The 23,515-nt window shown below is 71.8% G+C and carries 21 protein-coding genes and 1 pseudogene; 16 read left to right on the top strand and 6 right to left on the bottom strand.

Features of this window, described 5'->3' with window-relative positions:
• Positions 1-58: 58 nt before the first annotated feature.
• Complete coding sequence (locus KPF47_RS30540; RefSeq protein WP_224392239.1) at positions 59-1,165, top strand: NDMA-dependent alcohol dehydrogenase; 1,107 nt, start codon at positions 59-61, stop codon at positions 1,163-1,165.
• 73 nt (positions 1,166-1,238) lie between these two features.
• Here the strand turns inward: KPF47_RS30540 and KPF47_RS30535 are convergent, their stop codons facing one another.
• Genes KPF47_RS30535 through KPF47_RS30520 form a run of 4 tightly spaced genes read right to left on the bottom strand, consistent with a single transcriptional unit; the run spans position 1,239 to position 4,759 of the window.
• A complete protein-coding gene (locus tag KPF47_RS30535) occupies positions 1,239-2,258 on the bottom strand; it encodes an LLM class F420-dependent oxidoreductase (RefSeq protein ID WP_224392238.1) in 1,020 nt (339 codons plus the stop codon).
• Positions 2,255-3,529 (bottom strand): cytochrome P450, encoded by a 1,275-nt coding sequence (locus KPF47_RS30530; RefSeq protein WP_224392237.1) that lies wholly within the window; start codon positions 3,527-3,529, stop codon positions 2,255-2,257. The genes KPF47_RS30535 and KPF47_RS30530 overlap by 4 nt, the downstream gene beginning before the upstream one ends.
• Positions 3,530-3,566: 37 nt before the next feature.
• Positions 3,567-4,346 carry a coniferyl-alcohol dehydrogenase gene (locus KPF47_RS30525; RefSeq protein ID WP_224392236.1) on the bottom strand — a complete coding sequence of 260 codons (780 nt, stop codon included), beginning with the start codon at positions 4,344-4,346 and terminating at the stop codon, positions 3,567-3,569.
• On the bottom strand, positions 4,343-4,759 hold the full coding sequence (locus KPF47_RS30520; RefSeq protein WP_224392235.1) for an SCP2 sterol-binding domain-containing protein: 417 nt from the start codon (positions 4,757-4,759) through the stop codon (positions 4,343-4,345). Before KPF47_RS30520 ends, KPF47_RS30525 begins: the two co-directional genes overlap by 4 nt.
• A gap of 103 nt (positions 4,760-4,862) precedes the next feature.
• Here KPF47_RS30520 and KPF47_RS30515 point away from each other — a divergent pair, with 103 nt between their 5' ends.
• The 15 genes and pseudogenes from KPF47_RS30515 to rplL all read left to right on the top strand — a co-directional run bounded on the left by KPF47_RS30515 (position 4,863) and on the right by rplL (position 20,668).
• Positions 4,863-6,296, top strand: a complete 1,434-nt coding sequence (locus KPF47_RS30515) for an aldehyde dehydrogenase family protein (RefSeq protein WP_224392234.1) — start codon at positions 4,863-4,865, stop codon at positions 6,294-6,296.
• Between the two features lie 64 nt (positions 6,297-6,360).
• The gene (locus tag KPF47_RS30510; protein WP_224392233.1) at positions 6,361-6,939 is read left to right on the top strand and encodes a TetR/AcrR family transcriptional regulator; all 579 of its coding nucleotides are present in this window, start codon (positions 6,361-6,363) and stop codon (positions 6,937-6,939) included.
• A 304-nt stretch (positions 6,940-7,243) separates the two neighbouring features.
• Positions 7,244-8,356: an ABC transporter ATP-binding protein gene (locus tag KPF47_RS30505; RefSeq protein WP_224392232.1), complete on the top strand. Its 1,113-nt coding sequence runs from the start codon at positions 7,244-7,246 to the stop codon at positions 8,354-8,356.
• Positions 8,353-9,126, top strand: coding sequence for an ABC transporter permease (locus tag KPF47_RS30500; RefSeq protein WP_224392231.1), 774 nt, complete (start codon positions 8,353-8,355; stop codon positions 9,124-9,126). The genes KPF47_RS30505 and KPF47_RS30500 overlap by 4 nt, the downstream gene beginning before the upstream one ends.
• 3 nt (positions 9,127-9,129) lie before the next feature.
• Positions 9,130-9,972, top strand: coding sequence for an ABC transporter permease (locus tag KPF47_RS30495; RefSeq protein WP_161152754.1), 843 nt, complete (start codon positions 9,130-9,132; stop codon positions 9,970-9,972).
• Positions 9,969-11,420: an MCE family protein gene (locus KPF47_RS30490; protein WP_224392230.1), complete on the top strand. Its 1,452-nt coding sequence runs from the start codon at positions 9,969-9,971 to the stop codon at positions 11,418-11,420. The genes KPF47_RS30495 and KPF47_RS30490 overlap by 4 nt, the downstream gene beginning before the upstream one ends.
• A gap of 11 nt (positions 11,421-11,431) precedes the next feature.
• Positions 11,432-12,409 (top strand): annotated as a pseudogene (locus KPF47_RS30485) (MCE family protein); the annotation flags it as partial.
• Positions 12,410-12,666: 257 nt separating this feature from the next.
• Positions 12,667-13,632: an MCE family protein gene (locus KPF47_RS30480; RefSeq protein ID WP_224392229.1), complete on the top strand. Its 966-nt coding sequence runs from the start codon at positions 12,667-12,669 to the stop codon at positions 13,630-13,632.
• A complete protein-coding gene (locus KPF47_RS30475; RefSeq protein ID WP_224392228.1) occupies positions 13,632-15,062 on the top strand; it encodes an MCE family protein in 1,431 nt (476 codons plus the stop codon). The genes KPF47_RS30480 and KPF47_RS30475 overlap by 1 nt, the downstream gene beginning before the upstream one ends.
• On the top strand, positions 15,059-16,372 hold the full coding sequence (locus KPF47_RS30470) for an MCE family protein (protein WP_308015537.1): 1,314 nt from the start codon (positions 15,059-15,061) through the stop codon (positions 16,370-16,372). Before KPF47_RS30475 ends, KPF47_RS30470 begins: the two co-directional genes overlap by 4 nt.
• Entirely contained in the window at positions 16,369-17,661 is a 1,293-nt protein-coding gene (locus tag KPF47_RS30465; RefSeq protein ID WP_224392227.1) for an MCE family protein, read from the top strand. Before KPF47_RS30470 ends, KPF47_RS30465 begins: the two co-directional genes overlap by 4 nt.
• Positions 17,662-17,851: 190 nt before the next feature.
• Positions 17,852-18,475: a hypothetical protein gene (locus KPF47_RS30460; RefSeq protein WP_224392226.1), complete on the top strand. Its 624-nt coding sequence runs from the start codon at positions 17,852-17,854 to the stop codon at positions 18,473-18,475.
• Between the two features lie 82 nt (positions 18,476-18,557).
• The gene (locus KPF47_RS30455) at positions 18,558-19,364 is read left to right on the top strand and encodes a nuclear transport factor 2 family protein (RefSeq protein WP_224392225.1); all 807 of its coding nucleotides are present in this window, start codon (positions 18,558-18,560) and stop codon (positions 19,362-19,364) included.
• A 311-nt stretch (positions 19,365-19,675) separates the two neighbouring features.
• On the top strand, positions 19,676-20,233 hold the full coding sequence (rplJ, locus tag KPF47_RS30450) for a 50S ribosomal protein L10 (protein ID WP_224392224.1): 558 nt from the start codon (positions 19,676-19,678) through the stop codon (positions 20,231-20,233).
• A gap of 42 nt (positions 20,234-20,275) precedes the next feature.
• Positions 20,276-20,668 carry a 50S ribosomal protein L7/L12 gene (gene rplL, locus KPF47_RS30445; RefSeq protein ID WP_224392223.1) on the top strand — a complete coding sequence of 131 codons (393 nt, stop codon included), beginning with the start codon at positions 20,276-20,278 and terminating at the stop codon, positions 20,666-20,668.
• A gap of 67 nt (positions 20,669-20,735) precedes the next feature.
• Here rplL and KPF47_RS30440 read toward each other — a convergent pair whose 3' ends face one another.
• Both KPF47_RS30440 and KPF47_RS30435 read right to left on the bottom strand, forming a co-directional pair.
• Positions 20,736-22,403, bottom strand: a complete 1,668-nt coding sequence (locus KPF47_RS30440) for an AMP-binding protein (protein WP_224392222.1) — start codon at positions 22,401-22,403, stop codon at positions 20,736-20,738.
• Positions 22,403-23,374 carry a cyclase family protein gene (locus tag KPF47_RS30435; protein WP_224392221.1) on the bottom strand — a complete coding sequence of 324 codons (972 nt, stop codon included), beginning with the start codon at positions 23,372-23,374 and terminating at the stop codon, positions 22,403-22,405. Before KPF47_RS30435 ends, KPF47_RS30440 begins: the two co-directional genes overlap by 1 nt.
• Between the last annotated feature and the right edge of the window lie 141 nt (positions 23,375-23,515).

Below are 23,515 nucleotides of genomic sequence, written 5' to 3'. Positions count from 1 at the left end.
AGCACTGGCGCGGGCGACGGGTGTGCCGGAGCCCGTCGCGCCGCCACGATCGACCGCCATGCGTACGACGGCAGCGGTGCTGTGGGAACCCGGTGGCAAGTGGGAGATCGAGGAGGTCGAGCTCGACTCCCCGCACGCCGGTGAGGTGATGGTCGAGCTGACCGCATCGGGGCTGTGCCACTCCGACGAACACCTCGTGACCGGTGACCTGCCCGCGGTCCTGCCCATGGTCGGCGGGCACGAGGGCGCCGGCCGGGTGGTCGAGGTCGGCCCGGGCGTCACCGAGCTGGAGGTCGGCGACCCGGTCGTGCTGACCTTCCTGCCGTCCTGCGGTCGCTGCCCGTACTGCTCCAAGGGGCAGCCGAACCTCTGCAACGACGGCGCCGGCGCCACCCTCGGGCCACAGCTGGACGGCACCTACCGGTTCCACGCCCGCGGTGAGGACCTCGGCCAGATGTGCCTGCTCGGCACGTTCGCCCGGCACACCGTGGTCCCCGTGAAGTCCGCCGTGAAGATCGACGAGGGGTTCCCGCTGGACCTGGCCGCGCTCGTCGGCTGCGGTGTGACCACGGGGTTCGGCTCCTCGGTGCGCACCGCGGAGCTGCGGGCCGGGGACACCGCGGTGGTCGTCGGGATCGGCGGCATCGGTGCGAACGCGGTGCAGGGTGCCCGGGCCGCGGGCTGCCGGCACGTCGTCGCGGTCGACCCGGTCGAGCACAAGCGGGAGCGCTCCCGCGAGCTGGGCGCCACGCACGTCGCCGCGAGCATCGACGAGGCGTGGGAGATCGTCAGCGAGGTGACCCGCGGGCAGATGGCCGAGGCCGCGATCCTCTGCACCGGGGTCGCGATGGGCGAGGACCTCCAGCCCGCGCTGCAGCTGGTCGGCAAGCGCGGCCGTGTCGTCGTCACCGCGCTGGCCCGGGCGGAGGAGGAGACGGCGTCGCTGTCGCTGCTCGACCTCACGCTGTACGAGAAGCAGATCCGCGGTGCGCTGTTCGGCAGCTCCGCCGCGCAGTTCGACATCCCGCGGCTGCTGGACATGCACAACCTGGGGCAGCTCAAGCTGCGCGAGCTGATCACCAAGGAGTACTCCCTCGACCAGGTCAACGAGGGCTACGAGGACATGCGCTCCGGACGCAACATCCGGGGCCTGATCCGCTACTGACCGCCCCCGGCGCGCACGACGGCCCCGGCCCGCAGCAGCGGACCGGGGCCGTCGGTGTCCCGGGGGAGCGGGGTCAGCCGTCGACGAGCTCGCGGACGGTGCGCAGGTGCTCCGGGCTGCCGTCGACGACCATCGTCGTGAGCAGCGAGTCGCGGAACACCGGAAGCTCCTCGGCGATCTTCGCCCTCGGCCCGACCAGCGCGACCTGCTCGACCATCGAGGTCGGGACGGCCTTCGCCGCGGCCTGCTTGTCCCCGCCCAGGTAGAGGTCCTGGATGCGGGCGCACTCCTGCTCGTAGCCCATGCGGGCGAAGACCTCGTAGTGGAAGTTGGCGCCCTTCGCGCCCATCCCACCGACGTAGAGCGCGAGGAACGGACGGATCCGGTCGGCGGCGGCCTCCACGTCGTCGTCCACGACGACCTGCACCATGCAGACGACCTCGAACCCGTCCGGACGCCCGCCGCGGGCGGCGAAGCCGGCGTCGAGCGACTCCCGGTAGTGCGCGTCGTGGCGGGGGGCGTAGAACAGCGGCTGCCAGCCGTCGCCGATCTCGGCGGCCAGCGCGACGTTCTTCGGGCCCTCCGCGGCGAGTTGGATCGGCAGGTCCGTGCGGTAGGGGTGCAGGGTCGAGCGCAGCGGCTTGCCCAGCCCGGTGCCGCCCGGGTGCGGGATCGGGTAGTGCGGCCCGTCGGAGAGCGCCTTCTCCCGGGCGATCGTGTCGCGCAGGATCTGCACGTACTCCCGGGTGCGCGCGAGCGGCTTCGGGTACGGACGCCCGTACCAGCCCTCGACGACCTGCGGCCCGGACGCGCCGATGCCCAGCACCACCCGGCCGCCGGACAGGTGGTCCAGGGTCATGGCGGCCATCGCCGTCGCGGTCGGGGTGCGCGCCGACAGCTGGGCGACCGAGGTGCCCAACCGCATCCGGGAGGTCCGCGACCCGAGCCAGGACAGCGGGGTGAACGCGTCCGAGCCGTACGCCTCGGCCGTCCACATCGAGTCGAAGCCCAGGTCCTCGGCGGCGTCGACCTTCTCGACGGTGCCGGGTGGCGGCCCGGCGCCCCAGTAGCCCAGGGCGAGGCCGAGCTTCACGAGGCGCCCCCGAAGGTCACCGGCAGCCGCTTGATCCCGTTGATGAAGTTGCCGGTCAGGAACTCCGGTTCGCCCACCGACAGGTCGGGGACCCTGGTGAGGAGCTGGTGGAACAGCGCCCGCAGCTGGGTCCTGGCGAGGTGGCTGCCCAGGCAGAAGTGCGGGCCCCCGCCGCCGAAGGCGACGTGCGGGTTCTCGGTGCGGGTGATGTCGAAGACGTGCGGGTCGGCGAAGGCGGCGTCGTCGCGGTTGCCCGAGTGGTAGAACAGGACCACCCGCTCGCCCTCGGCGATGCGCTGCCCGCGGATCTCGGTGTCGCGGGTCGCGGTACGGCGGAAGGTCAGCACCGGGCTCGCCCAGCGGAGGAACTCCTCGACGGCGGGCTTGATCCGGTCGTCGAACTCCTCGGTGAGCAGCCGCTTCTGCCCGGGGTGGCGGTCCAGCGCCAGGATCGCGTGGCTGGTGGTCTGGCGGGTGGTGTCGTTCCCGGCGACGCAGAGCAGCACGAAGAACGCCGCGATCTCCTCGTCGGTCAGTGCGTCGCCGTCGACCTCGGCCCGCACCAGCGCGGTCATCAGGTCGTCGGCGGGCGTCTCGCGGCGCGCGGCGGACAGCTCGAACGACGCGGTGTGCAGCGTCATCAGCCCGTCGAGCAGCACCGCCATCGGGTCGCCGTCGCCGATGTAGTCCGGGTCGTTCCACCCGACCAGCGCGTTGGCCGCGTCGGCGACCTCCTGCCGCTTCTGCTCCGGGATGCCGATCATCTGCGAGATCGTCCACATCGGCAGGCGTGCCGCGACGGCGGTCACGAAGTCGGCCGAGCCGTCCCCGGCCAGCAGGTCGTCGACGATGACCCGGGCCTGCTCGGCGATCTGCTCCTCGATGAGGCGGACCCGGCGCGGGGTGAACACCGAGCTGATCACCTTGCGCTGGCGGTGGTGGCGGGGGGCGTCCATCGCGAGGATGGAGTGCGCGGCCTCGAGCATGTCCTCGGGCACGTCCTCCAGCATCACGCCGCCGTACTGCTGGCCGGAGGCGAAGGTCTCGGCGTCGCGGCTGACGGCGGTGATGTCGGCGTGGGTGACCAGCGCCCAGAACCCGGGTGCGTCCGGGTCGGGGAGCAGGTCGGTCTCGGCGGGCGGGTGCCAGGACAGCGGGCGGTCGCGGCGGAGCTCGGCGAAGGTCTCCTCGCGGGCGTCCGGGGTCCGTGTCCAGAACGCCTGGGTGGAGATGTCCAGCGGGTCGTACGGGCGCTTCTCCGTGGTGGTCACGGGTTGCCTCCTCGCGGTGGCGTCGTCGGAACCGGGATCAGATCTGCGGCGGGGGGATCATGCCGGTCAGCACGGCACCGCTGATGCCGCCGTCGGCGACGAGTGCGTGCCCGTTGATCCAGGCGGAGTCCGGGCCGGCCAGGAACAGGACCGGCCCGGCGATGTCGGTGGGGGTGGCGTGCCTGCCCAGGAACGCGGCGAGCGCGTCGAGGTTCTCCTTGCCCATCGACTCCTCGAAGTCGCCGAGGATGGGGGTCTCGACCGGGCCGGGGCAGACGGCGTTCATCCGTACCCCGTTCTCGCCGAACACCGGGGCCATGAGCATCGTGTAGACGATCAGGGCCTCCTTGGCGAAGTTGTAGGCGTTGCCCTCCTGCGGGTGTGCCGCGAACCAGGCGAGCCCCTCCTCGACGGTGTCGGTGGCGAGCAGCTCACGGATCGCCGCCAGCCGTGACGCCCACGCGTAGCCGGCGATGGAGGCGACGTTCACGACCGCCCCGCCGGGGCGGATCCGCTCGACGAGCGACTCGGTCAGGTGGCGCAGCCCGAGCAGGTTGACCCGCAGCACGAGCTCGGCGGGCGCGGTGCCGGGGACCCCCGCGACGTTGCAGAGCGCGTCGAACTCCCCGTCCAGTGCGGCGACGGCGGCGTCCATCGACGCGACGTCGGACAGGTCGCAGTGCACGTGCCGGGCGACGCCGACCGGGGTGTCCTTCAGGTCCAGCGAGGTCACCTCGTCTCCCGCGGCGACGAACCGGGCCGCCACCTCGGCGCCGATGCCGGACGCGGCACCGGTCACCACCACCCGGCGGCTCACTTCGACACCAGCAGGTCCTCGCGCCCGTCGGCCTCGAGGCGGTTCACGTAGACCGGGAACAGCTTCTTCGACAGCGGCGCGAGCTGCAGCAGCTTGGTGACGGTGCCGTCGACCTTCACCTTGCCCTTCGCCATCGCGAAGGTCAGGTTGACCGTGCCCTGCCAGTAGGCGTTGGCGGTCTCGGTGGACATCGTCATGGTGGCCTGCGCCTCGGGGGCGCCGGAGTCCGAGCCCTTCCAGACCTTGCCGCCGGGCAGGTCGATGACCAGGGCCGAGTCCGGGTCGGTGCACTGCTGGCGCAGGACCAGACCGGTGCCGCGGAGCTTGGGCTCCAGCTCCGGGTCGGCCAGTGCGGTCTCGAAGATGCCACCGATGTAGCGGTACAGCTCGTCCTCGTCGGCGAATCCGGGCACGGTTCCTCCACGTCGTCGTGAATGTGCTTCCTTGTACCCGGAACGTAACGTAGATTACGTTACTGCGGAAGTACTCGGACCCCGACGAGGTGGAGAGCCGGCCATGACCGTGACCAGGACCGGTGGCACCACCGGAGCCACAGCACCGGACGCCCGGACGGCGTCCGCCGACGAGCAGGTGGCCCGGCTGCGCGCCACGTTCCGTGGCGGCCGGACCCGGGACCGGCGCTGGCGGCTGGACCAGCTGCGTGGTCTGGAGCGGATGCTGACCGAGTCCGAGGACGAGTTCGTCGCCGCGCTGGCCGCCGACCTCGGCCGACCCCGCGTCGACGCCTGGCTGGCGGACCTGGCCCCGACCGTCGCCGAGTCCCGGTACGCCCGCCGCCACCTCCGGCGCTGGATGCGCCCGCACCGGGTCGGGCTGCCGCTCTCGGTGCAGCCGGGCTCCGCGCACTGGGTGCACGAGCCGCTCGGGGTCGTGCTGGTCGTCGGGCCCTGGAACTACCCGGCCCACCTCACGCTGGCCCCGCTGGTCGCGGCGTTCGCGGCCGGCAACTGTGCCGTGGTCAAGCCGTCGGAGTACGCACCGGCCACCGCGGACGTGCTCGTCCGGCTGCTGCCGCGCTACACCGACCCGGACGCGGTCGCCGTCGTCACGGGCGGGCCGGGGGAGACCGGGGAGCTGCTCGCGCAGGGACTGGACCACGTGTTCTTCACCGGCAGCCCGGAGGTCGGGGCGAAGGTCATGGCCGCCGCGGCGCCGCACCTCACCCCGGTCACCCTGGAGCTCGGCGGCAAGAGCCCGGTGATCGTCGCCGCGGACGCCGACGTCGAGGTCGCCGCCCGCCGGATCGCCTGGACCAAGCTCATGAACTCCGGGCAGACCTGTGTCGCGCCGGACTACGTCCTGGTCGACGCCACCGTGCGGGACGACCTGGTCGCCCGGATCGTCGCCGAGACGGCGCGGATGCGCGGCGCCGCCGACGGGGAGCACGGCGGGACCGTGCGCATCGTCGACTCCCGGCAGGCGGCCCGGCTCGCCGCGCTGCTGGCCGAGGACCACCGGGGCACCGTCGTCGCCGGTGGGACGGTGGACGTGCAGGCCCGTACGGGGGAGCCCACCGTGGTCGTCGACCCCGACCCCCGTTCCCGGCTCATGACCGAGGAGATCTTCGGCCCGATCCTGCCGGTGCTGACCGTCGACGGTGTCGACGCGGCGATCGCGCACGTCGTCGCGGGCCCGAAGCCGCTCGCCGCCTACGTGTTCACCGGGTCCTCGCGCACCGCCGAGCGGGTCACCCGTGAGGTCCCCGCCGGGGCCACCGTGGTGAACCACCTGATGTTCCACGTGCTCGTGCCCCAGCTCCCCTTCGGCGGGGTGGGGCGCAGCGGCTCCGGGGCCTACCACGGGCGCTTCGGCTTCGAGACCTTCTCGCACCGCCGTGCGGTGCTGCGCAAGCCGGCCCGGCCGGACCCGGGTGTGGTCTACCCGCCCTACGACGGACGGACCGAGCGCCTGTTGCGCAGGATCTTCTGAACGGTCGCAGGTCGGGCGTGGCACCCTGGAGGGTCGGCACGGGCGAGGAGAGGGGGCCGGACGGATGGCCAGGAGAGCGGGCCGGCAGATCGCTGTCGACCAGTACTACGACGCGGCGATGAACATCCTCGCCCGCGAGGGCGCGGCCGGGCTGAAGATCGGCCCGCTGTGCCGGTCCCTCGGTGTGACCAGCGGATCGTTCTACCACCACTTCGGTGGCTGGGCGGGCTTCGTCCGCGGGTTGCTCCGCTACTGGGAGGCCGAGCAGACCGACCGGATCGTCGAGCTGGCCCGGGCGACGGCGGACCCGCTGGAGCGGCTCGACGTGGTCAAGCAGCTCACGGTGGCGCTGCGCCACGACGCCGAGGCCGCGATCCGGGCGTGGGCCCAGATCGACCCCGAGGTCGGTCGGGCCCAGGCGCGGGTGGACGTGCAGCGGCGGATCGCGCTGGAGCAGGTGGTCGCCGACGTCGTGCCCGATCCGGACGACGCCCGCAGGCTGGCGGTGTTCGGCATCTCGCTGATGGCCGGGTACCAGCAGACCTGCGAGCCCCGCGACCGCGAGTTGCTCCGTGCGCTGTTCGACGACTACCAGCGCCTGATCCTGTCGCACGCTCCGCACGTGGTGCCGCCGATCGGGTGATCCTCCCGGTGGGTGGGTCCGTGGTCGCGTCGGCGGCCGGATGTCCGCCTTCGGGCCGTTCGGACCAGCCCCACTACCCGGCCGGGAGCACTGTTACCCACGGTCCGCAACATCGGGCGGCCACCGGCAACTCTCCGTAACCATAACGTAGAACATGGTACGGAAGTCGATCAGCGGTCCCGCCGACCCGCGAGTAACCCCCGACGCCCGGACTCGTTGTGCCGTTCAGCACCGACGACTGGCCCCCGCTCCCCAGCGTTCCCGGGCCCCGGTGCGGTCGGTCTATTGCGCAAGGAGGCGACGGGTGACCGGTGTCGAGGTGAAGGTCGAGGGGCTGACGAAGTCCTTCGGTCGGGCCAACATCTGGTCGGACGTGAGCCTGACCCTGCCGGCGGGTGAGGTGTCGGTGCTGCTCGGGCCGTCGGGTACCGGTAAGTCGGTGTTCCTGAAGTCCCTGATCGGGCTGCTCAAGCCGGAGCGGGGGTCGATCGTGATCGAGGGCGTCGACCTGTGCAAGTGCTCGGAGTCCGAGCTGTATGAGATCCGGAAGCTGTTCGGGGTGTTGTTCCAGGACGGTGCGTTGTTCGGGTCGATGAACCTGTTCGACAACATCGCGTTCCCGTTGCGGGAGCACACGCGCAAGTCGGAGTCGGCGATCCGGGACATCGTCATGGAGAAGATCGACATGGTCGGTCTGGTCGGTGCCGAGGGGAAGCTGCCGGGGGAGATCTCGGGTGGTATGCGCAAGCGTGCGGGGCTGGCGCGGGCGTTGGTGCTGGATCCGAGGATCATTCTGTTCGACGAGCCGGACTCGGGTCTGGATCCGGTGCGCACGGCGTACCTGAACCAGTTGATCATCGACTTGAACGCGATGACGGACTCGACGTTCCTGATCGTGACCCATGACATCAACTCGGCGCAGACGGTGCCGGACAACATCGGTCTGCTGTACCGCAAGCACCTGGCGATGTTCGGTCCGCGGGAGGTGTTGTTGACCTCGGACGAGCCGGTGGTGGCGCAGTTCCTGAACGGGCGTCGTGAGGGTCCGATCGGGATGTCGGAGGAGAAGGACGCCGCGCAGGCCGCCCGGGAGATGGAGGCGGCGGGGGAGCTGGAGGGGCGTCCGCCGATGAAGCCGCAGTTGGTGGCGTCGACGGGGATGCCGGACCGGCAGGCGGTGCACCGTCGCCGGGAGCGGGTGGAGGCGATGCTGCACGAGCTGCCGGAGTCGGCGCAGGAGGCGATCCGGGAGCAGCACGCCGAGACGGATGCGACCTCGGAGTTCGCCCGGCCCGCGCAGGACGGCAGCACGCGGCAGGAGGCACGGGACGAGCACCCGACCGACATCCACCCGCGCATCACCGACGACACCCCCGACCCCCGCGGCCGGCACGAGCTCTCCGGCGGTGACCGGTGACCAGCCCCGTCACGCGGGCGCTCACCCCGGTCGGCAAGTTCTTCGGCCTGTTCGCCGAGATCGGCCGCCAGGGGCTGCGCCGGCCGTTCCAGTGGCGCGAGCTCGTCGAGCAGACCTGGTTCGTCACCAAGGTCTCCGCGCTGCCGACCGCGTTGTTCACGATCCCGTTCGGCGCGACGATCGCGCTGCTGCTCGGTGAGCTGACCCGCCAGTTCGGCGCCCAGTCCCAGACCGGCGCCGGCGCGGTCCTCGCGATCGTGCAGCAGGCCGCCCCCATCGTCACCGCGCTGCTGATCTCCGGCGCCGGTGGTTCCGCGGTCTGCGCGGACCTCGGAGCCCGGACCATCCGCGAGGAGATCGCGGCGATGGAGGTGCTCGGCATCTCGCCGATCCAGCGCCTGGTCGTGCCGCGGGTGCTCGCCATGGGCATCACCGCGCTGGTCCTGAACGGGCTCGCGACCTGCGTCGGCGTCGCGGGCGGCTACTTCTTCAACGTGATCATCCAGGGCGGGTCGCCCGGTGCGTACATCAACAGCTTCTCGGCGATCGCGCAGGTCAGCGACATCGTCGTGTCGGAGCTGAAGGCGTTCCTGTTCGGCATCGTCGCCGGTGTCGTCGCCGCCTTCCGCGGCCTCAACCCGCCGCCCGGCGCGAAGGGCGTCGGTGACGCGGTGAACCAGGCCGTCGTCATCTCCTTCGTGCTGGTCTTCCTGATCAACCTCGTGCTCACCGCCCTGTACCTCGAGCTCGTCCCGCCGAAGGGCTTCTGATCCATGGCCACCCCACTCGGAACGCGGGCCCGACGGGCCGCCCAGGCGCCGCTGAACCAGCTCGAGGAGCTCGGCGACCAGCTGTCGCTCTACGTCCGGTCGATCCTCTGGATCCCGAAGACGCTGACCCGGTACAAGAAGGAGGTCGCTCGGCTGCTCGCCGAGGTCTCCTTCGGCTCCGGCGCGTTGATCGTCATCCTCGGCACCGTCGGCGTGATGGCGTCGTTGTCGCTGTTCGTCGGGTCGCTGGTCGGCCTGCAGGGCTTCCGGGCCCTGGACGCACTCGGCGTCGAGGCGCTGACCGGCTTCATCACCGCCTACTTCAACACCCGCTCGATCGCCCCGCTGGTCGCCGCCTCGGCGCTGACCGCGACGCTCGGCGCGGGCTTCACCGCCCAGCTGGGCGCCATGCGGATCTCCGAGGAGATCGACGCGCTGGAGGTCATGGCGGTGCCCTCGGTGCCCTACCTGGTGACCACCCGGGTGGTCGCCGGCATCGTCGCGATCATCCCGATCTACACCCTCGGCCTGCTCGCCAGCTACGCCGCCTCGCGGATCAACGTCACGCTGATCAACGGCCTGCCCGGCGGTACCTACGACCACTACTTCGACCTGTTCCTACCGGTCAGTGACGTACTGCTGTCCTATCTCAAGGTGATCGTGTTCGCGACGGTGATCATCCTGATCCACTGCCACTACGGCTACTCCGCCAAGGGGGGCCCGGCCGGCGTCGGTGTCGCGGTCGGTCGCGCGGTGCGGCTGTCGATCGTGAGCACCGCCATCCTGGACTTCTTCCTGACGCTGGTCATGTTCGGCACCTCGACCTCGGTGCGGGTGGCCGGATGAGGTCCCCGAAGCGAGTGCTGCAGGGCCTGGCCTTCGTCACGGTCATCGTCGTCCTGCTCGGACTGGCCGTCGCCCAGTACGTCGGCGTCTTCTCCTCCGGCGTCCCGGTGACCCTGAACGTCGCCCGGGTCGGCACCCAGATGCAGGAGCGCTCCGACGTCAAGGTCAACGGCCTGATCGTCGGGCAGGTCGACCAGGTCGTCTCGAACGGCACGGACACCAGCATCGAGATGTCGATGGACCCGCAGTTCCTCGACCAGATCCCGGAGAACGTCACCGCCCAGCTGCTGCCCAAGACGCTGTTCGGCGAGAAGTTCGTGTCGCTGGTCCCGCCGGCCGCACCGTCGACGGCCCGGCTCGCCGCGGGTGACGTCATCCCCGAGGACCGCAGCCAGGCCGCGCTGGAGGTCGAGCGGGTGCTCGACGAGCTGCTGCCGCTGCTGCAGACCGTCCGCCCGCAGGACCTGGCGACCACGCTCGGCTCGCTCTCCCAGGCCCTGCAGGGCCGGGGCAACCAGCTCGGCGAGACGCTGACCCAGTTGAACACGCTGGTCGAGGGCCTGAACCCGGCCGTGCCGGACCTGCAGGAGGACATCCGCCAGCTGGCGACCTTCTCCGACAACCTGAACCAGGCCGCGCCCGACCTGCTCGACGCGCTCGACAACCTCACGGTCACCAGCCGCACCATCGTCGAGAAGCGCGAGGGTCTGCGGAACCTCTACCGCTCCATCACCGGTGCCTCGGACGACCTGCGGGCCTTCCTCGACGCGAACGGCGAGAACATCATCGGGCTCTCCGCCGCGAGCAGACCGACGCTGGAGACCCTGGCGCGGTACTCGCCGGAGTTCCCCTGCCTGACCCGCCAGCTCGTCGAGCTGATCCCGAAGATCAACGACGCGATCCGGCCGGGCACCGACCGGGTGGGCGTCAACATCACCCTCGAGATCGTGGCGAGCAAGGGCAAGTACCTGCCGAACCAGGACGAGCCGGAGTACGGCGACGACCGCGGTCCGCGCTGCTACCCGATCCCGGTCCCGACCGGCACCCAGTACCCGCCGGACGGCCCGTTCCGGGACGGCTCCGTCCCGGGCCCGGCCCCGGCCGGGCAGCCGATGGGCAACCCCGAGGACTTCGGGGTCGACACCTACGGCACCTACGACGGCACGAACAGCTTCGGTCTGATCCAGGACCAGAGCGCGCAGAACGGCGCGGGCGTGCTGCCTCCGCTGACCACCACGCTCGGCCAGGTCGGGATCCAGCCGTCGTCCTACGACGGTGCGCACCAGAGCGGCTCGGTCGACATGGGCGTCGCGAACTCCGCGGGCGAACAGGACGTCGTCGCACAGCTGCTGGCCGCCCACCAGGGCGGCTCGCCGGAGGCCGTGCCCGCCTGGAGCGCCACCCTGGTCGGCCCACTGCTGCGCGGCACGGAGGTAACGCTGACGTGAGCAGGCTCCCGATCTCGGCACTGGTCAAGTTCCTGGTCTTCGCGCTGGTCACGGCGCTGGGCACGACGCTGCTCGGCCTGACCATCGCGAACGCCCGCGGCGGCCAGGTCACCGAGTACACCGCCCGGTTCAGCGACGCGACGGGCCTGCTGGCCGGCGACGACGTCCGCATCGCCGGCGTCGTCGTCGGGTCGATCAAGGACGTCCGCATCGTCGACCAGCGGGTCGCCGAGGTGGCCTTCGACGTCGACTCCACCACCCCGCTCCCGGCGACGGTCAGCGCGACCCTGAAGTACAAGAACCTCATCGGCCAGCGCTACATGGCGCTGGACCAGGGCGCGGGCCCGACCGGGGAGGAGCTCCCCGCGGGCGGTCAGATCCCGATCGACCGGACCCGCCCCGCGGTCAACCTGACCGTGCTGTTCAACGGCTTCCAGCCGCTGTTCCAGGGGCTCGACCCGGACCAGATCAACAAACTGTCGATGGAGATCGTCCAGGTCCTGCAGGGCGAGGGCGGCACGGTGCAGAGCCTGCTGGCCTCGACCTCGTCGCTGACCAACTCGATCGCCGACCGCGACCAGGTCATCGGTCAGGTCATCGACAACCTCAACCTCACCCTCGACACCGTCAACCGCAACGACGAGGGCCTCAACGAGCTGATCAGCTCGTTGCAGGCACTGGTGTCCGGGCTCGCCCAGGACCGTGAGCCCATCGGCAACGCGATCCAGTCCATCGGCGAGCTCACCCAGGTCACCGGATCGTTCCTGGAGGACGCCCGGCCGCCGCTGCGCGACGACATCCGCAACCTCGGCGACCTCGCGACCCAGCTCGACCAGGGCCGTCCGGCGATCGAGCGGTTCCTGCAGTACACGCCGTTCAAGCTGAACCGGATCGCCCGCGTCGGCTCCTACGGCAGCTGGTTCAACTTCTACCTCTGCGGCCTCGACGGGTCGATCGGCATCTCCCCGATCCTGCAGCCGACCTCGCTGGAGGACCTGGGCATCGGGCCGATCCGCAACCCGGAGCGGCGCTGTGGCCCGGACCCGTCCGGGATCGGGGCGGGCAACACCGTCCCGACCGACGGCTCGCAGCCCGGCGACCCGGCCGACAACCGCGCCCAGGACAACCCGTTGATGCGCGAGCCGACCACCGAGTCGGTCGGCGGCCTGCTGGACCAGGCGGCCGGCCGCGGCGCGGTCGACTCCAGCAGCGACCCGACCGCAGCGTTGCAGCCGGGAGGCAACTGATGGCACAGGCAGGGCAGAAGCGCCCCGTCCTGACGGCGGTGATCGGCATCGTGCTGATCGCGGCGCTGACACTGGCCGCGTTCAACTACGAGGCGATCTTCTCCGGGGCCACCCGCTACACCGCGGAGTTCCCCGAGGCGGCGGGCCTGCAGGCCAACGACCGCGTCACCGTGGCCGGGGTCGAGGCGGGCCGGGTGCAGGACGTCTCGCTCGACGGCGACCACGTGAGGGTCGAGTTCACCGTCGAGGACGCCTGGGTCGGCAACCGGACCACGGCCTCGATCGAGATCGCCACGCTGCTGGGGTCGAAGTTCCTCGCCCTCGACCCGCGCGGCGACGGCGAGCAGGACCCCGACCAGCCGATCGGCCGGGACCGGACCAAGTCCCCGTTCGACGTCGTCGACGCCTTCAACGGCCTCTCCGGCACGATCGACCAGCTCGACACGACGCAGCTCGCGTCGAGCCTGACCACGCTCTCGGACACCTTCCGCGACACCCCGCCGGAGATCCGCGGGGCCCTCGACGGGCTGTCCCGCCTGTCGAACACGATCTCCAGCCGGGACGGCGAGCTGAAGAAGCTGCTCGCCAACACCCGCCAGCTCTCGACCACGCTGGCCGACCGCCGTGGCGACGTCGTGAAGCTGGTGAACGACGGCAACCTGCTGCTCGGCGAGCTGCAGCGGCGCAAGGACGCGATCGCCAACCTGCTCGACGGCGTGCAGCGCCTGTCGATCCAGCTGCGTGGACTCGTGGACGACAACCAGGCGCAGCTGCGCCCGGCGCTGGAGACCCTCGACCGGGTGCTGGCGGTGCTCGAGGAGAACCGCGACAACCTCGGCGAGATCCTCGACAAGGAAGCGGTGTTCATCCGCGTGTTCGGCAACGCCCTCGGCAACGGCCGTTGGTTCGACAACTACCTGTGCGGCCTGCTGCCGCCGGTTGTGCCGCTCGGGGGTGACTGCTGATGGGGTCCTGGGCCAACGACCGGCGCCAGATCCAGTTCGGCGCCCTGGTCGCGGTCGTCGCCGTCCTGGTGGCGAGCGCGATCTGGCTGATCACCTCCGGCGGCGGCCGTCCGGTCACCGCCTACTTCACCAGCTCCGCCGCGCTGTTCCAGGACAACGACGTGCGGGTGCTCGGCGTCCCGGTCGGCAAGATCGACCGGATCACGCCGGAGGGCGACCGGGTGCGGGTCGACATGACCATCACCGACGACGAGGTCCGCCTGCCCGCCGACGTCAAGGCCGCGGTCGTGTCGCCGAGCCTGGTCACCGGCCGCTACGTGCAGCTGACCCCGGTGTGGACCGGTGGCCCGGAGTGGAACGGCGAGCCGATCCCGCTGGAGCGCACCGCGTTCCCGCTCGGCGTCGACGACCTCACCCGGACCGCCACCGAGCTCTCCCGGGCGCTCGGCCCGCAGGGGGCCAACAAGGACGGGGCGCTGAACGACGTCCTGGACGTCACGGCACAGAACCTGGACGGCAACGGCCGCGCGCTCAACGACACCATCCGCAACCTCGGCGGGTTGTCGGCGACCCTGAACGGGTCCAGCGGCGACCTGTTCGGCACCATCACCGAGCTGCAGAAGTTCGTCGGGACGCTGCGGGAGAACGACCCCGGCATCCGTGAGCTCAACGGGAAGCTGGCCGACGTGACCGGCTTCCTCGCGAGCCAGCGGGGCGAGCTCGGTGGCGCGCTGAACCAGCTGTCCTACGCCCTCGGCGAGGTCGCGGACTTCGTGCAGGACAACCGGGCGACCCTGCGGTCGAACGTCGACAAGCTCGCGAGCGTCTCGCAGGAGGTCGTCGACCACCAGCGGGCGCTGTCCGAGATCGCCGACCTCGCCCCGGCGGCGCTGGGCAACCTCACGAACATCTACAACGGCTCGTCGGAGACCCTCGACACCCGGGCCAACATCAACGAGCTGGCCTACCCGCTGCCGGTCGCGATCTGCGAGATCCTCCGCCGCGGTGCGGGCCAGATCCCGGGCGGTCTCGACCAGCCCACCGCCGCGCTCTGCGACGGCCTGGCCCCGATCCTCGACGGCGCGGTGCCGCTGCCGACCCCGCAGCAGGTCCTCGAACAGCTGCAGGCCGGCGGCTCCGGCGTCAACCCGGCGGTGCCGCAGCTGATGCCGGGCTCACCGCTGTCGCTGACCGACCCGGGTTCGCAGCTGCGTGCCCCGGCCGACCCGCAGGCTCCCGCACCCGGCGCGCAGCCGGCGCCCGGCGCGCAGCCGGCGCCCGGCGCGCAGCCGGCACCGGGTGCCACCGGTGCCCCGGCCACCCCGGGGCCGTCGGCCACGACGGCTCCCCAGGCCACTCCCACCCCGGTACCCGAGACCGAGGAGCGCGGGGGCGGCGGACTGTTCGGCCTGTTCGGAGGTGGATCGTGATCGGCTCCAGCGGCCGTGTCGGCCGGGTGTCGGCGCTGCTGACGGCGGTCGCGCTAGTCGCGGGCGGTTGCGGCGCGGTGGACGGCGGGCTGCGGGGCATCCCGCTGCCCGGCGGTGCCAACCTGGGCGACGACCCGTACTCGGTGCAGATCGAGTTCGCCGACGTCGTCGACCTCGTCCCGCAGTCGATCGTGCGTGTCGGTGACGTGCCGGTCGGGGCGGTCGAGTCCGTCGCCGTCGAGCCCGGGTCGTGGAACGCGCTCGTCACCGTCGCGGTGAACCGCGACGTCGCGCTCCCGGCGAACGCCACGGCGCGGGTCCGCACGACCTCGCTGCTCGGCGAGAAGTTCGTCGAGCTGGCCCGGCCGACCGTCCCCGCCGAGGGCGACCTCGCACGGAGCGGGCGGATCGGCCTGCAGGCCACCGGTCGCGCGGCCGAGGTCGAGGAGGTCCTCGGGGCCCTGTCGCTGCTGCTCAACGGCGGCGGTGTGGCCCAGATCCGGACCATCTCCACCGAGCTGAACAACGCGCTGTCCGGGCGCGAGCCGCAGGTGCGGGCGCTGCTGGACAACCTGGACCGCCTGGTCGGCTCCCTCGACAGCTCCAAGGACGACATCAACCGGGCGCTGGACGGGCTCAACCGCCTGTCGGCCACGCTCGCCGAGCGTCGCCCCCAGATCGAGAACGCCCTGCAGAACATCAGCCCGGGACTGCGCGAACTGGAGTCCCAGCGCACCCAGCTGGTCGGCATGCTGCAGGCCCTCGACCGGCTGTCCGGGGTGGCGACGAACGTCGTCAACCGGTCCCGCGACGACCTGCTGGCCGACCTCGAGGCGCTGCGCCCGGTGCTGCGGAACCTGGCCGACTCCGGCCAGAACCTGCCGGACTCGCTGCAGCTGCTGCTGTCGATCCCGTTCACCGACGCGGCCACCGACGCCGTCGCCGGTGACTACGCCAACCTGTACGTGAAGCTGGACCTGGACCTCGGTTCGATCCTGCGCAACATCCTGAACTCCAACCAGCTCGGGCTGCCGCTCGACCCGACGCAGCTGGCGCAGCTGCCGCCCACCGCGCAGCTGCTGACGCCGCTGCTCGGCGCGACCCCACGGGAGCCCGCCCCGGCGGTCCCCGGTGCACCCGCGCTGCCGCTGCTCGGGGCCGAGCAGCCCACCACCGAGCCGGCGCCGCCCGCACCGGGCACGGCGCCGACCACCCCGGCACCGTCGGCGACCCCGGCACCGAGCCCGACGCCGGAGCAGGACTCCGGCCGCGGCGGCCTGCTCGGCGGACTCTTCGGAGGCGGATCGTGATCACCAAGACCGTCCGCTGGCAGCTGATCGCCCTGGTGCTCGTCACCGTGGTCGCGGTCGGTTACGCGGGCTTCCGTTACGCAGGCCTCGACCGCGTCTTCGGGGCGACGACCTACCCCGTCACGGTGGAGCTCGCCAACTCCGGCGGGATCTTCAGCGGCGCCGACGTCACCTACCGCGGCGTGAGCGTCGGCCGGGTCGGCCAGCTGTCGCTGACCGACCGCGGCGTCGACGTCCAGCTCGACATCGAGAACTCCGCGCCGGCCATCCCGGCCGACGCCCAGGCCGTGGTCGGGAACCTCTCCCCGATCGGCGAGCAGTACGTCGACCTCCAGCCGGTGGCCGACGGCGGGGTGGCGCTGGTCTCCGGCTCGGTCATCACCCAGGACCGCACCCGGACCCCGGTCCAGATCAACACCTTCCTGACCGAGCTGGACCAGCTGGTCTCGACGGTGCCGAAGGACTCGCTGCAGACCGTCGTCCGGGAGCTCGGTCAGGGCTTCGAGGGCACCGCGCAGCCGCTGCAGCAGCTGCTCGACACCACCGGGGAGTTCACCCGCGCCGCCACCGACGCGCTGCCGCAGACGACGGCCCTGATCCGCGACGCCCGCCCGGTGCTCACCACGCAGAACGAGGTGGCCCCGCAGTTCCAGGAGTTCAGCCGCGGCCTGCGTGAGGTCACCGAGCAGCTCAGGCAGTCCGACCCGGACCTGCGCCGGATCATCGACGACGGTCCACGACTGGGCGATCAGGTCACCGGGCTGCTCCGGGAGAGCGGCCCCGGCCTCGGGGAGTCGATCGCGAACCTGCGGACGGTGACCGAGCTGCTGGCCCCGCGCCAGGAGGGCCTGCGCCAGCTGCTCGTGACCTACCCGGGTCTGGTCGCCGTGGCGCCGAAGGTCGTCCCCGGCGACGGGACCGCGCACCTCGGTCTGGTCGTGAACATCGCCGACCCGCCGGTCTGCACCCGCGGTTACGAGGGGACGCCCAACCGTGGTGGCCTCGACGTGTCCGAGCGACCGGTGAACGAGGACGCCGGCTGCACCGAGCCCCCCGGCAGCCCCACCGCCGTGCGCGGAATGCAGAATGTCCCGAGGCCCCAGCCGCTCGAGGTGCCGGACTACTCCGGCAACTCGGGGTTCGGCGGCCACGGTGACGGTCCCCGCGGCGGCGACACCGCCGACGGACCGGCCCCGCGGCCGAACGCCGGGTCGCTCGGCGCCGACCGTGCCGAGCGGGTCGCGACGCCGGGTCTGGTGACGAGCTTCGCCCAGATCCTGGGCGGGTGAGCACGACGGCCGCGTCCCACCGGGGCGCGACCGGCACGACGGCCGTGTCACACCCGGGCCCGGCCGGCACGACCACCGCGGGGGAGCGCCGTCCGCCGGACGGCGCGGACCCCACGGGCGATTCCACGCACCGCCCGGTGCGGTCGCCGAGCGGCTGTGCCCCCGCAGCCGGGAGGAGGAACGCTCCCCGATGAACACCGACGTTGCCGGCTCCGACGCCGACACGAAGGCCGACCCGACGGCCGACACCCAGGACGGTGCCGCGCCCGTGGAGCCCGACACCGCTCCGGACGGCGGCCGGACCCCGCCCGGACCGCTCGCCAGGGGACTGCCGGTGGCCGCCGTCGTCGCGGCGGTGCTGGCCCTCGTCCTGGGCGGGCTGTGGCTGTTCGCGCTGAACAGCGACGCCACCCAGGTCGCTCAGGCCCGCGACGAGGCGCTCCGGGACGCCCGCCAGGCCGTGATCAACCTGAACACCCTGGACCACTCCGACGCCCAGAAGGGCCTGGACCTGTGGATCCAGTCCTCGGCAGGCTCGGTCCGCGACGAGTTCGTGTCCAACCGCGACGCCTACGCCAAGCTGGTCACCGACCAGAAGCGCACCACCGCCGCGACCGTCACCGACGCCGCGGTGACCGAGGTGGACCCGCGCGCCGGGACCGCCCGGGTGCTGGCCGGCGTCGACGTCACCGTCACCCCGGAGGGCGGGCAGCCCGCCGTGACCCGCCAGCGGATCGAGCTCGGCATGGTCCGCACCGACGACGGCTGGAAGGTCGACGCACTGGAGCCGCTGGTCACCCCGGGTACGGGCTGACCGTCCGGCCCGACCCCCGGCCCACCCGGCGGTGCCCCGCACCGCCCTCGCTCCCAGGTCGACCACCCCAGGAGGTCACCGCATGTCCAGCCCCCGCCGCCGCCCCGCGGGCGGCATCCGCAGGCCCCAGGTCGCGGGCCGCCCGCGCACCCGCGCCGACGAGCCCGACGAGGAGACGACCGGCACCGGCGGCGTCGCCGTCGACGAGCGTTCCGCCGGCACCCTCCCCGAGACCCCGGCCGCCGCTCCGGTGCGCTCCGGCGGGACCGACACCGCCGGTGACACCGACCCCGACGCCGGTGCCGCGGACGACGCCGGGTCCGGGGCCGGCGACGACCCGTCCACCCCGCGCCGGCGGTCGCTGCTCGCCGCGCCGACCACCCGCCGGGCCACCGGGCTGCTGCTCGCGGTCACGGTGCTGCTCGTCGCGGCCGCCGCGTTCTTCGGTGCCGAGTGGTACCGCACGACCTTCACCGGCTCGGCGTCGAACACCGCGTTGACCGACGTCGGCGCCACCGCACAGGTCGGCGAGCAGGTCGGTGAGGCGATCACGAAGGTCTACTCCTTCGACTACGCCCGCCTCCAGCAGGCCGAGGACGACGCCCGCGGCGTCATCACCCCCGGGTTCCAGCCGGAGTTCGACAAGATCTTCGGCAGCGTGAAGGACCTCGCGCCGCAGCAGAAGGCCGTGGTCACCGCGACGATCCCGAAGCTCGCCGTGGCGAGCATCGACGGCGACCGCGCGACCGTCTACGCCTTCGTCAACCAGGTCATCCGCCGCCAGGCCGACGGGGGTGCCCCGCAGGAGGGCGCCGCGGCGGCCCGGCTCCGGGTCGACGCCCAGTTCGTCGACGGCCGCTGGAAGATCTCCGCGATGACCCCGGCCTGAGCAGGCCCACCCGTCGCCGTACCCCCGGGTGAACCGGGGGTACGGCGAGGAGCTACAGTTACCCCCGATCCACCGAAGACCGCAGGTCCGCGTCCTTCCCGAAGGGCGTACGAAGGTTCCGGGAACGTCCGGGCGGCCCGCGCAGGAGGACGAGGCGACATCGGGCGCGAGAGCGCCCCACGAACTTCCGACGCCCCGTGCTGCTGCGCACGGGGCGTTCGTCGTCTCCGGGGTCGGAGTGGGAACTGCGTCGGTGGCACCCCCAAGCACGTCCCACGTGCACGAGACCGACCCCCGAGAGGAGGGCAGCGATGGCAGCACCTGAGAAGGTCGCAGCGGTCGAGGAGATCACCAACCGCTTCCGCGAGTCGGACGCCTCGGTCGTGACCGAGTACCGCGGGCTCAGCGTCGCCAAGCTGACCCAGCTGCGCCGGGACCTGGGTTCGGACGCGAACTTCCGCGTCGCGAAGAACACCCTGGTCAAGCGCGCGGCGGCGGAGGCCGGGGTCCAGGGCCTGGACGACCTGCTCGCCGGCCCGACGGCCATCACCTTCATCAAGGGTGAGCCCGTCGAGGCCGCCAAGGCGATCAAGCAGTTCGCGAAGGACAACCCCGGTCTGACGATCAAGGGCGGGTACATGGACGGGCGCGCCCTGTCCACCGCCGAGGTCGAGCAGCTGGCGGACCTCGAGACCCGTGAGGTCCTGCTGGCCAAGCTGGCCGGCGCGATGAAGGCCAACCTGTCCAAGGCCGCCGGGCTGTTCAACGCCCCGGCCTCGCAGGTCGCCCGCCTCGCGCAGGCGCTGGCCGACAAGAAGGCCGAGTCCGCCGCTCCGGCCGAGGCCGACGGCGACTCCGCCGAGAGCTGACCACCACCCCCATCTGTCTTTCGTAGAGAAAGGACCGCCACCATGGCGAAGCTGTCCACCGACGAGCTGCTCGACGCCTTCAAGGAGCTCACCCTGCTCGAGCTCTCGGACTTCGTGAAGAAGTTCGAGGACACCTTCGAGGTCACCGCGGCCGCCCCGGTCGCCGTCGCCGCCCCGGGTGCCGCTGCGGGCGGCGCCGCCGCTCCGGCCGAGGAGGAGAAGGACGAGTTCGACGTCGTCCTCGAGGCCGCCGGCGACAAGAAGATCCAGGTCATCAAGGTCGTCCGCGAGGTCGTCTCGGGCCTGGGCCTGAAGGAGGCGAAGGACCTCGTCGAGTCCGCGCCGAAGCCGCTGCTCGAGGGTGTCGCCAAGGAGGCCGCCGAGGCCGCCAAGACGAAGCTCGAGGAGGCCGGCGCGAAGGTCTCGCTCAAGTGACCTGAGCACCGCTCGCACGAAGGGGCGCCGATCCGGACGGATCGGCGCCCCTTCGTCGTCCGTGGGGTCAGCCCTGTCGTTCGCGCGCCCGCAGCTCCCGGCGCAGGACCTTGCCGGTGACCGTCTTCGGGACCTCGTCGAGCAGCTCCAGCTGTCGCGGGTACTTGTAGGCGGCCATCCTCTCCCTGGTGAAGGCGATGATCTCCTCCGGGGTGGCGCTCGCGCCCTCGCGCAGCGACACGAACGCCTTCACCGTCTCACCGCGGTACTCGTCGGGGACACCGACGACGGCCGCCTCGCGCACCGCGGGATGCTCGTAGAGGACGTCCTCCACCTCCCGCGGCCAGACCTTGTAGCCGCCCGCGTTGATCTGGTCCTTCTTCCGGTCGACGATGTAGAACCAGCCCTGGTCGTCCATGTAGCCGACGTCGCCGGTGTGCAGCTCGCCCCCGGGCAGCGCGTTCGCCGTCTCCTCCGGCTTGTTCCAGTAGCCCGACACCACCTGCGGCCCGGTCGTGCAGATCTCGCCGACCTCGCCGGGCGGGAGCTCCGTGCCGTCGTCGCCGACGATCCGCACGACGGTGCTGTAGATCGGCACCCCCACCGACAGCGCCCCGGACGCCGGGTCCACCGGCCCCTGCGTGCCGATCGGCGTGCCGTGCGACGGCGACGTCGTCTCGGTGAGCCCGTAGACGTTGTGGATCCAGTGTCCGTAGAAGTCGTGGAACGCGGTCACCGTCGACGGCGGGATCGGGGCGCCGCCCGAGCAGATCGTGCGCAGCGACTCCAGCGCGGAGCGGTCGGCGTTCGGCGCGTTCATCAGTGCGATGAACACGGTGATCGCCCCGACGGTGAACGTCGGCCGCTGCTCGCGGATCACGTCGACGCCGAGCGAGGGCTCGAACCGGTGGAACAGCACGAGCGGCGCCGCCAGGTACTGGGCCACCGTGACGTGCGCGATCAGTCCGGTGATGTGGAACAGCGGCGCGATGCCCAGGACGACCTCGTCGTCGCCGAGCCCGCACCAGACCGCGTAGGCCCGGCTGTTGAACACCACGTTGCGGTGGGTGTTCATCGCGCCCTTCGGCGGACCGGTCGTCCCGGAGGTGTAGGTGAGGAACGCGGTGTCACCGGGGTCGAACGACACCGGTGGGGGAGTGGTCCCGCGGTGCCGGTCGAGGAACGCCGTCAGGTCGGTGACGTCGGCCCCGGACAGGTCCGGTCGTCGGGACCCCGGGAACGCACGCGGGTCGTCACGGGTCTGCAGGTCGCGCTCGGAGGTCGTCAGCACCAGCCGGACGTCGGTGCCCGGCAGCACCGCGGCGGCGACCTCGGCGTAGAGCGACTCCAGGCAGACCAGCACCGCCGAGCCGGAGTCGCGCAGCAGCAGCTCCAGCTCGCGCTCGCGGTTCATCGGGTTGATCGAGACCGCGATGCCACCGGCCTTCCACGTCCCGACCAGCCCGATCACGAACTGCGGCACGTTCTGCAGGTACATCGCGACCCGCTCGCCCGCGGTGAACCCGCCGGCCAGCAGCCCGGCGGCGAAGGCGTCGGTGCGCTCGTCGAGCTCGCGGTAGGTGAGCGCACCGTCGAAGTAGCGGACCGCGTCGCCGTCGGGGTTGCGCGCCACCGCGGCCCGGAACATCGACAGCGCGTCCGGGTGGTCCGGGGTGAGGTCGTGCGGCTGGCCGTCGGCGTAGCGGGCCAGCCACGGGCGGTCGGCGTAGGACATCAGCGGATCACGATCGGGTTGACCGGCGCCCCCGTGCCGTTGACGACCTTCAGCGGCGCCGCGGCGTAGAGGAAGCTCCACCGGCCGTCGGCGGCGCAGGCGTCGGCGAGGTCGTCGAGCCAGGCGATCTCGGTGAGGGCGACACCGAGGTTGCGCATGAGCGCGCAGTGCAGCGGCAGCGCGACGCCGGTGTGCGGCTCGCTGGTCACCTCGTTGGCGATCGTGTCGGTGACCAGGTTCGGGATCTCCTTGCGCTGGAACCACTCCACGAGCTCGCGGGAGTAGGTGAGGCCGGGCTCGGTGAAGTCGGTGTAGAAGGTGGCCGGGTCGTTGAGCTCGTACCAGTACTTCATCCATCCGGTGCGGACGACGAGCACGTCGTGCGGCTCGATCGTGACGCCCTGCGCCTGCGCGGCGGCTTCGAGATCGGTGTGGTCGAAGGTCTCTCCCTTGTCCAGCCACTCCTTGCCGCGGTGCCGGGCCATGTCGATCAGCACGCCGCGGCCGACCACGCCCTTCTCCGCGATCGGCAGCACCGAGGCCCGGTCCATCGCACCGACGGTGGACCGCGCGTCGTAGCCGTTCCAGAGCTTGCCGTCGTACCAGACGTGCCCGAGCGCGTCGTACTGCGTGGAGCCCTGCAGGAAGATGAGCGCGGTGTCGTCGGCGTAGTGCAGGCCGCCGGGGAACTGCGGTGCGCCCTCGGAGTCCCAGGTGCCCTCGTCCATGACGTTCTGGCGCTTGATGCCCTCCCGGCCCGGCCACAGCGGGTCGCCCGGCGCCTCGGTCCGTCCCATGTGGATCTGCAGGGTGAACACCTCGCCGGAGCGGACGTGCTGCACGCCGCGCAGGACCTCGCCGGCGTCCAGGTAGTTGAGGCAGCCCAGCTCGTCGTCGGGGCCCCACCTGCCCCAGTTGCTCGGGGCGTCGTCACCGAGGAGCTCGCGCATGGCAGGAGTGCTGTCGGACATCGTCGTCCTTTCGTCGCCGTCGGCCGTCACCGACCTGTGACCGATCGTTGTCGTCCCGACAACACCGTGTCAACCGTCACCCGGATCGACCTGAACGGGCGTCGGAGGACCGGTCGTCCCGGCGGAGTGACCGTTCGTCGA

The organism is Pseudonocardia sp. ICBG1293, from assembly GCF_020131355.1.
In the GTDB taxonomy this organism is placed as follows: domain Bacteria; phylum Actinomycetota; class Actinomycetes; order Mycobacteriales; family Pseudonocardiaceae; genus Pseudonocardia.
This window is presented reverse-complemented; position numbering and strand designations above follow the sequence as displayed.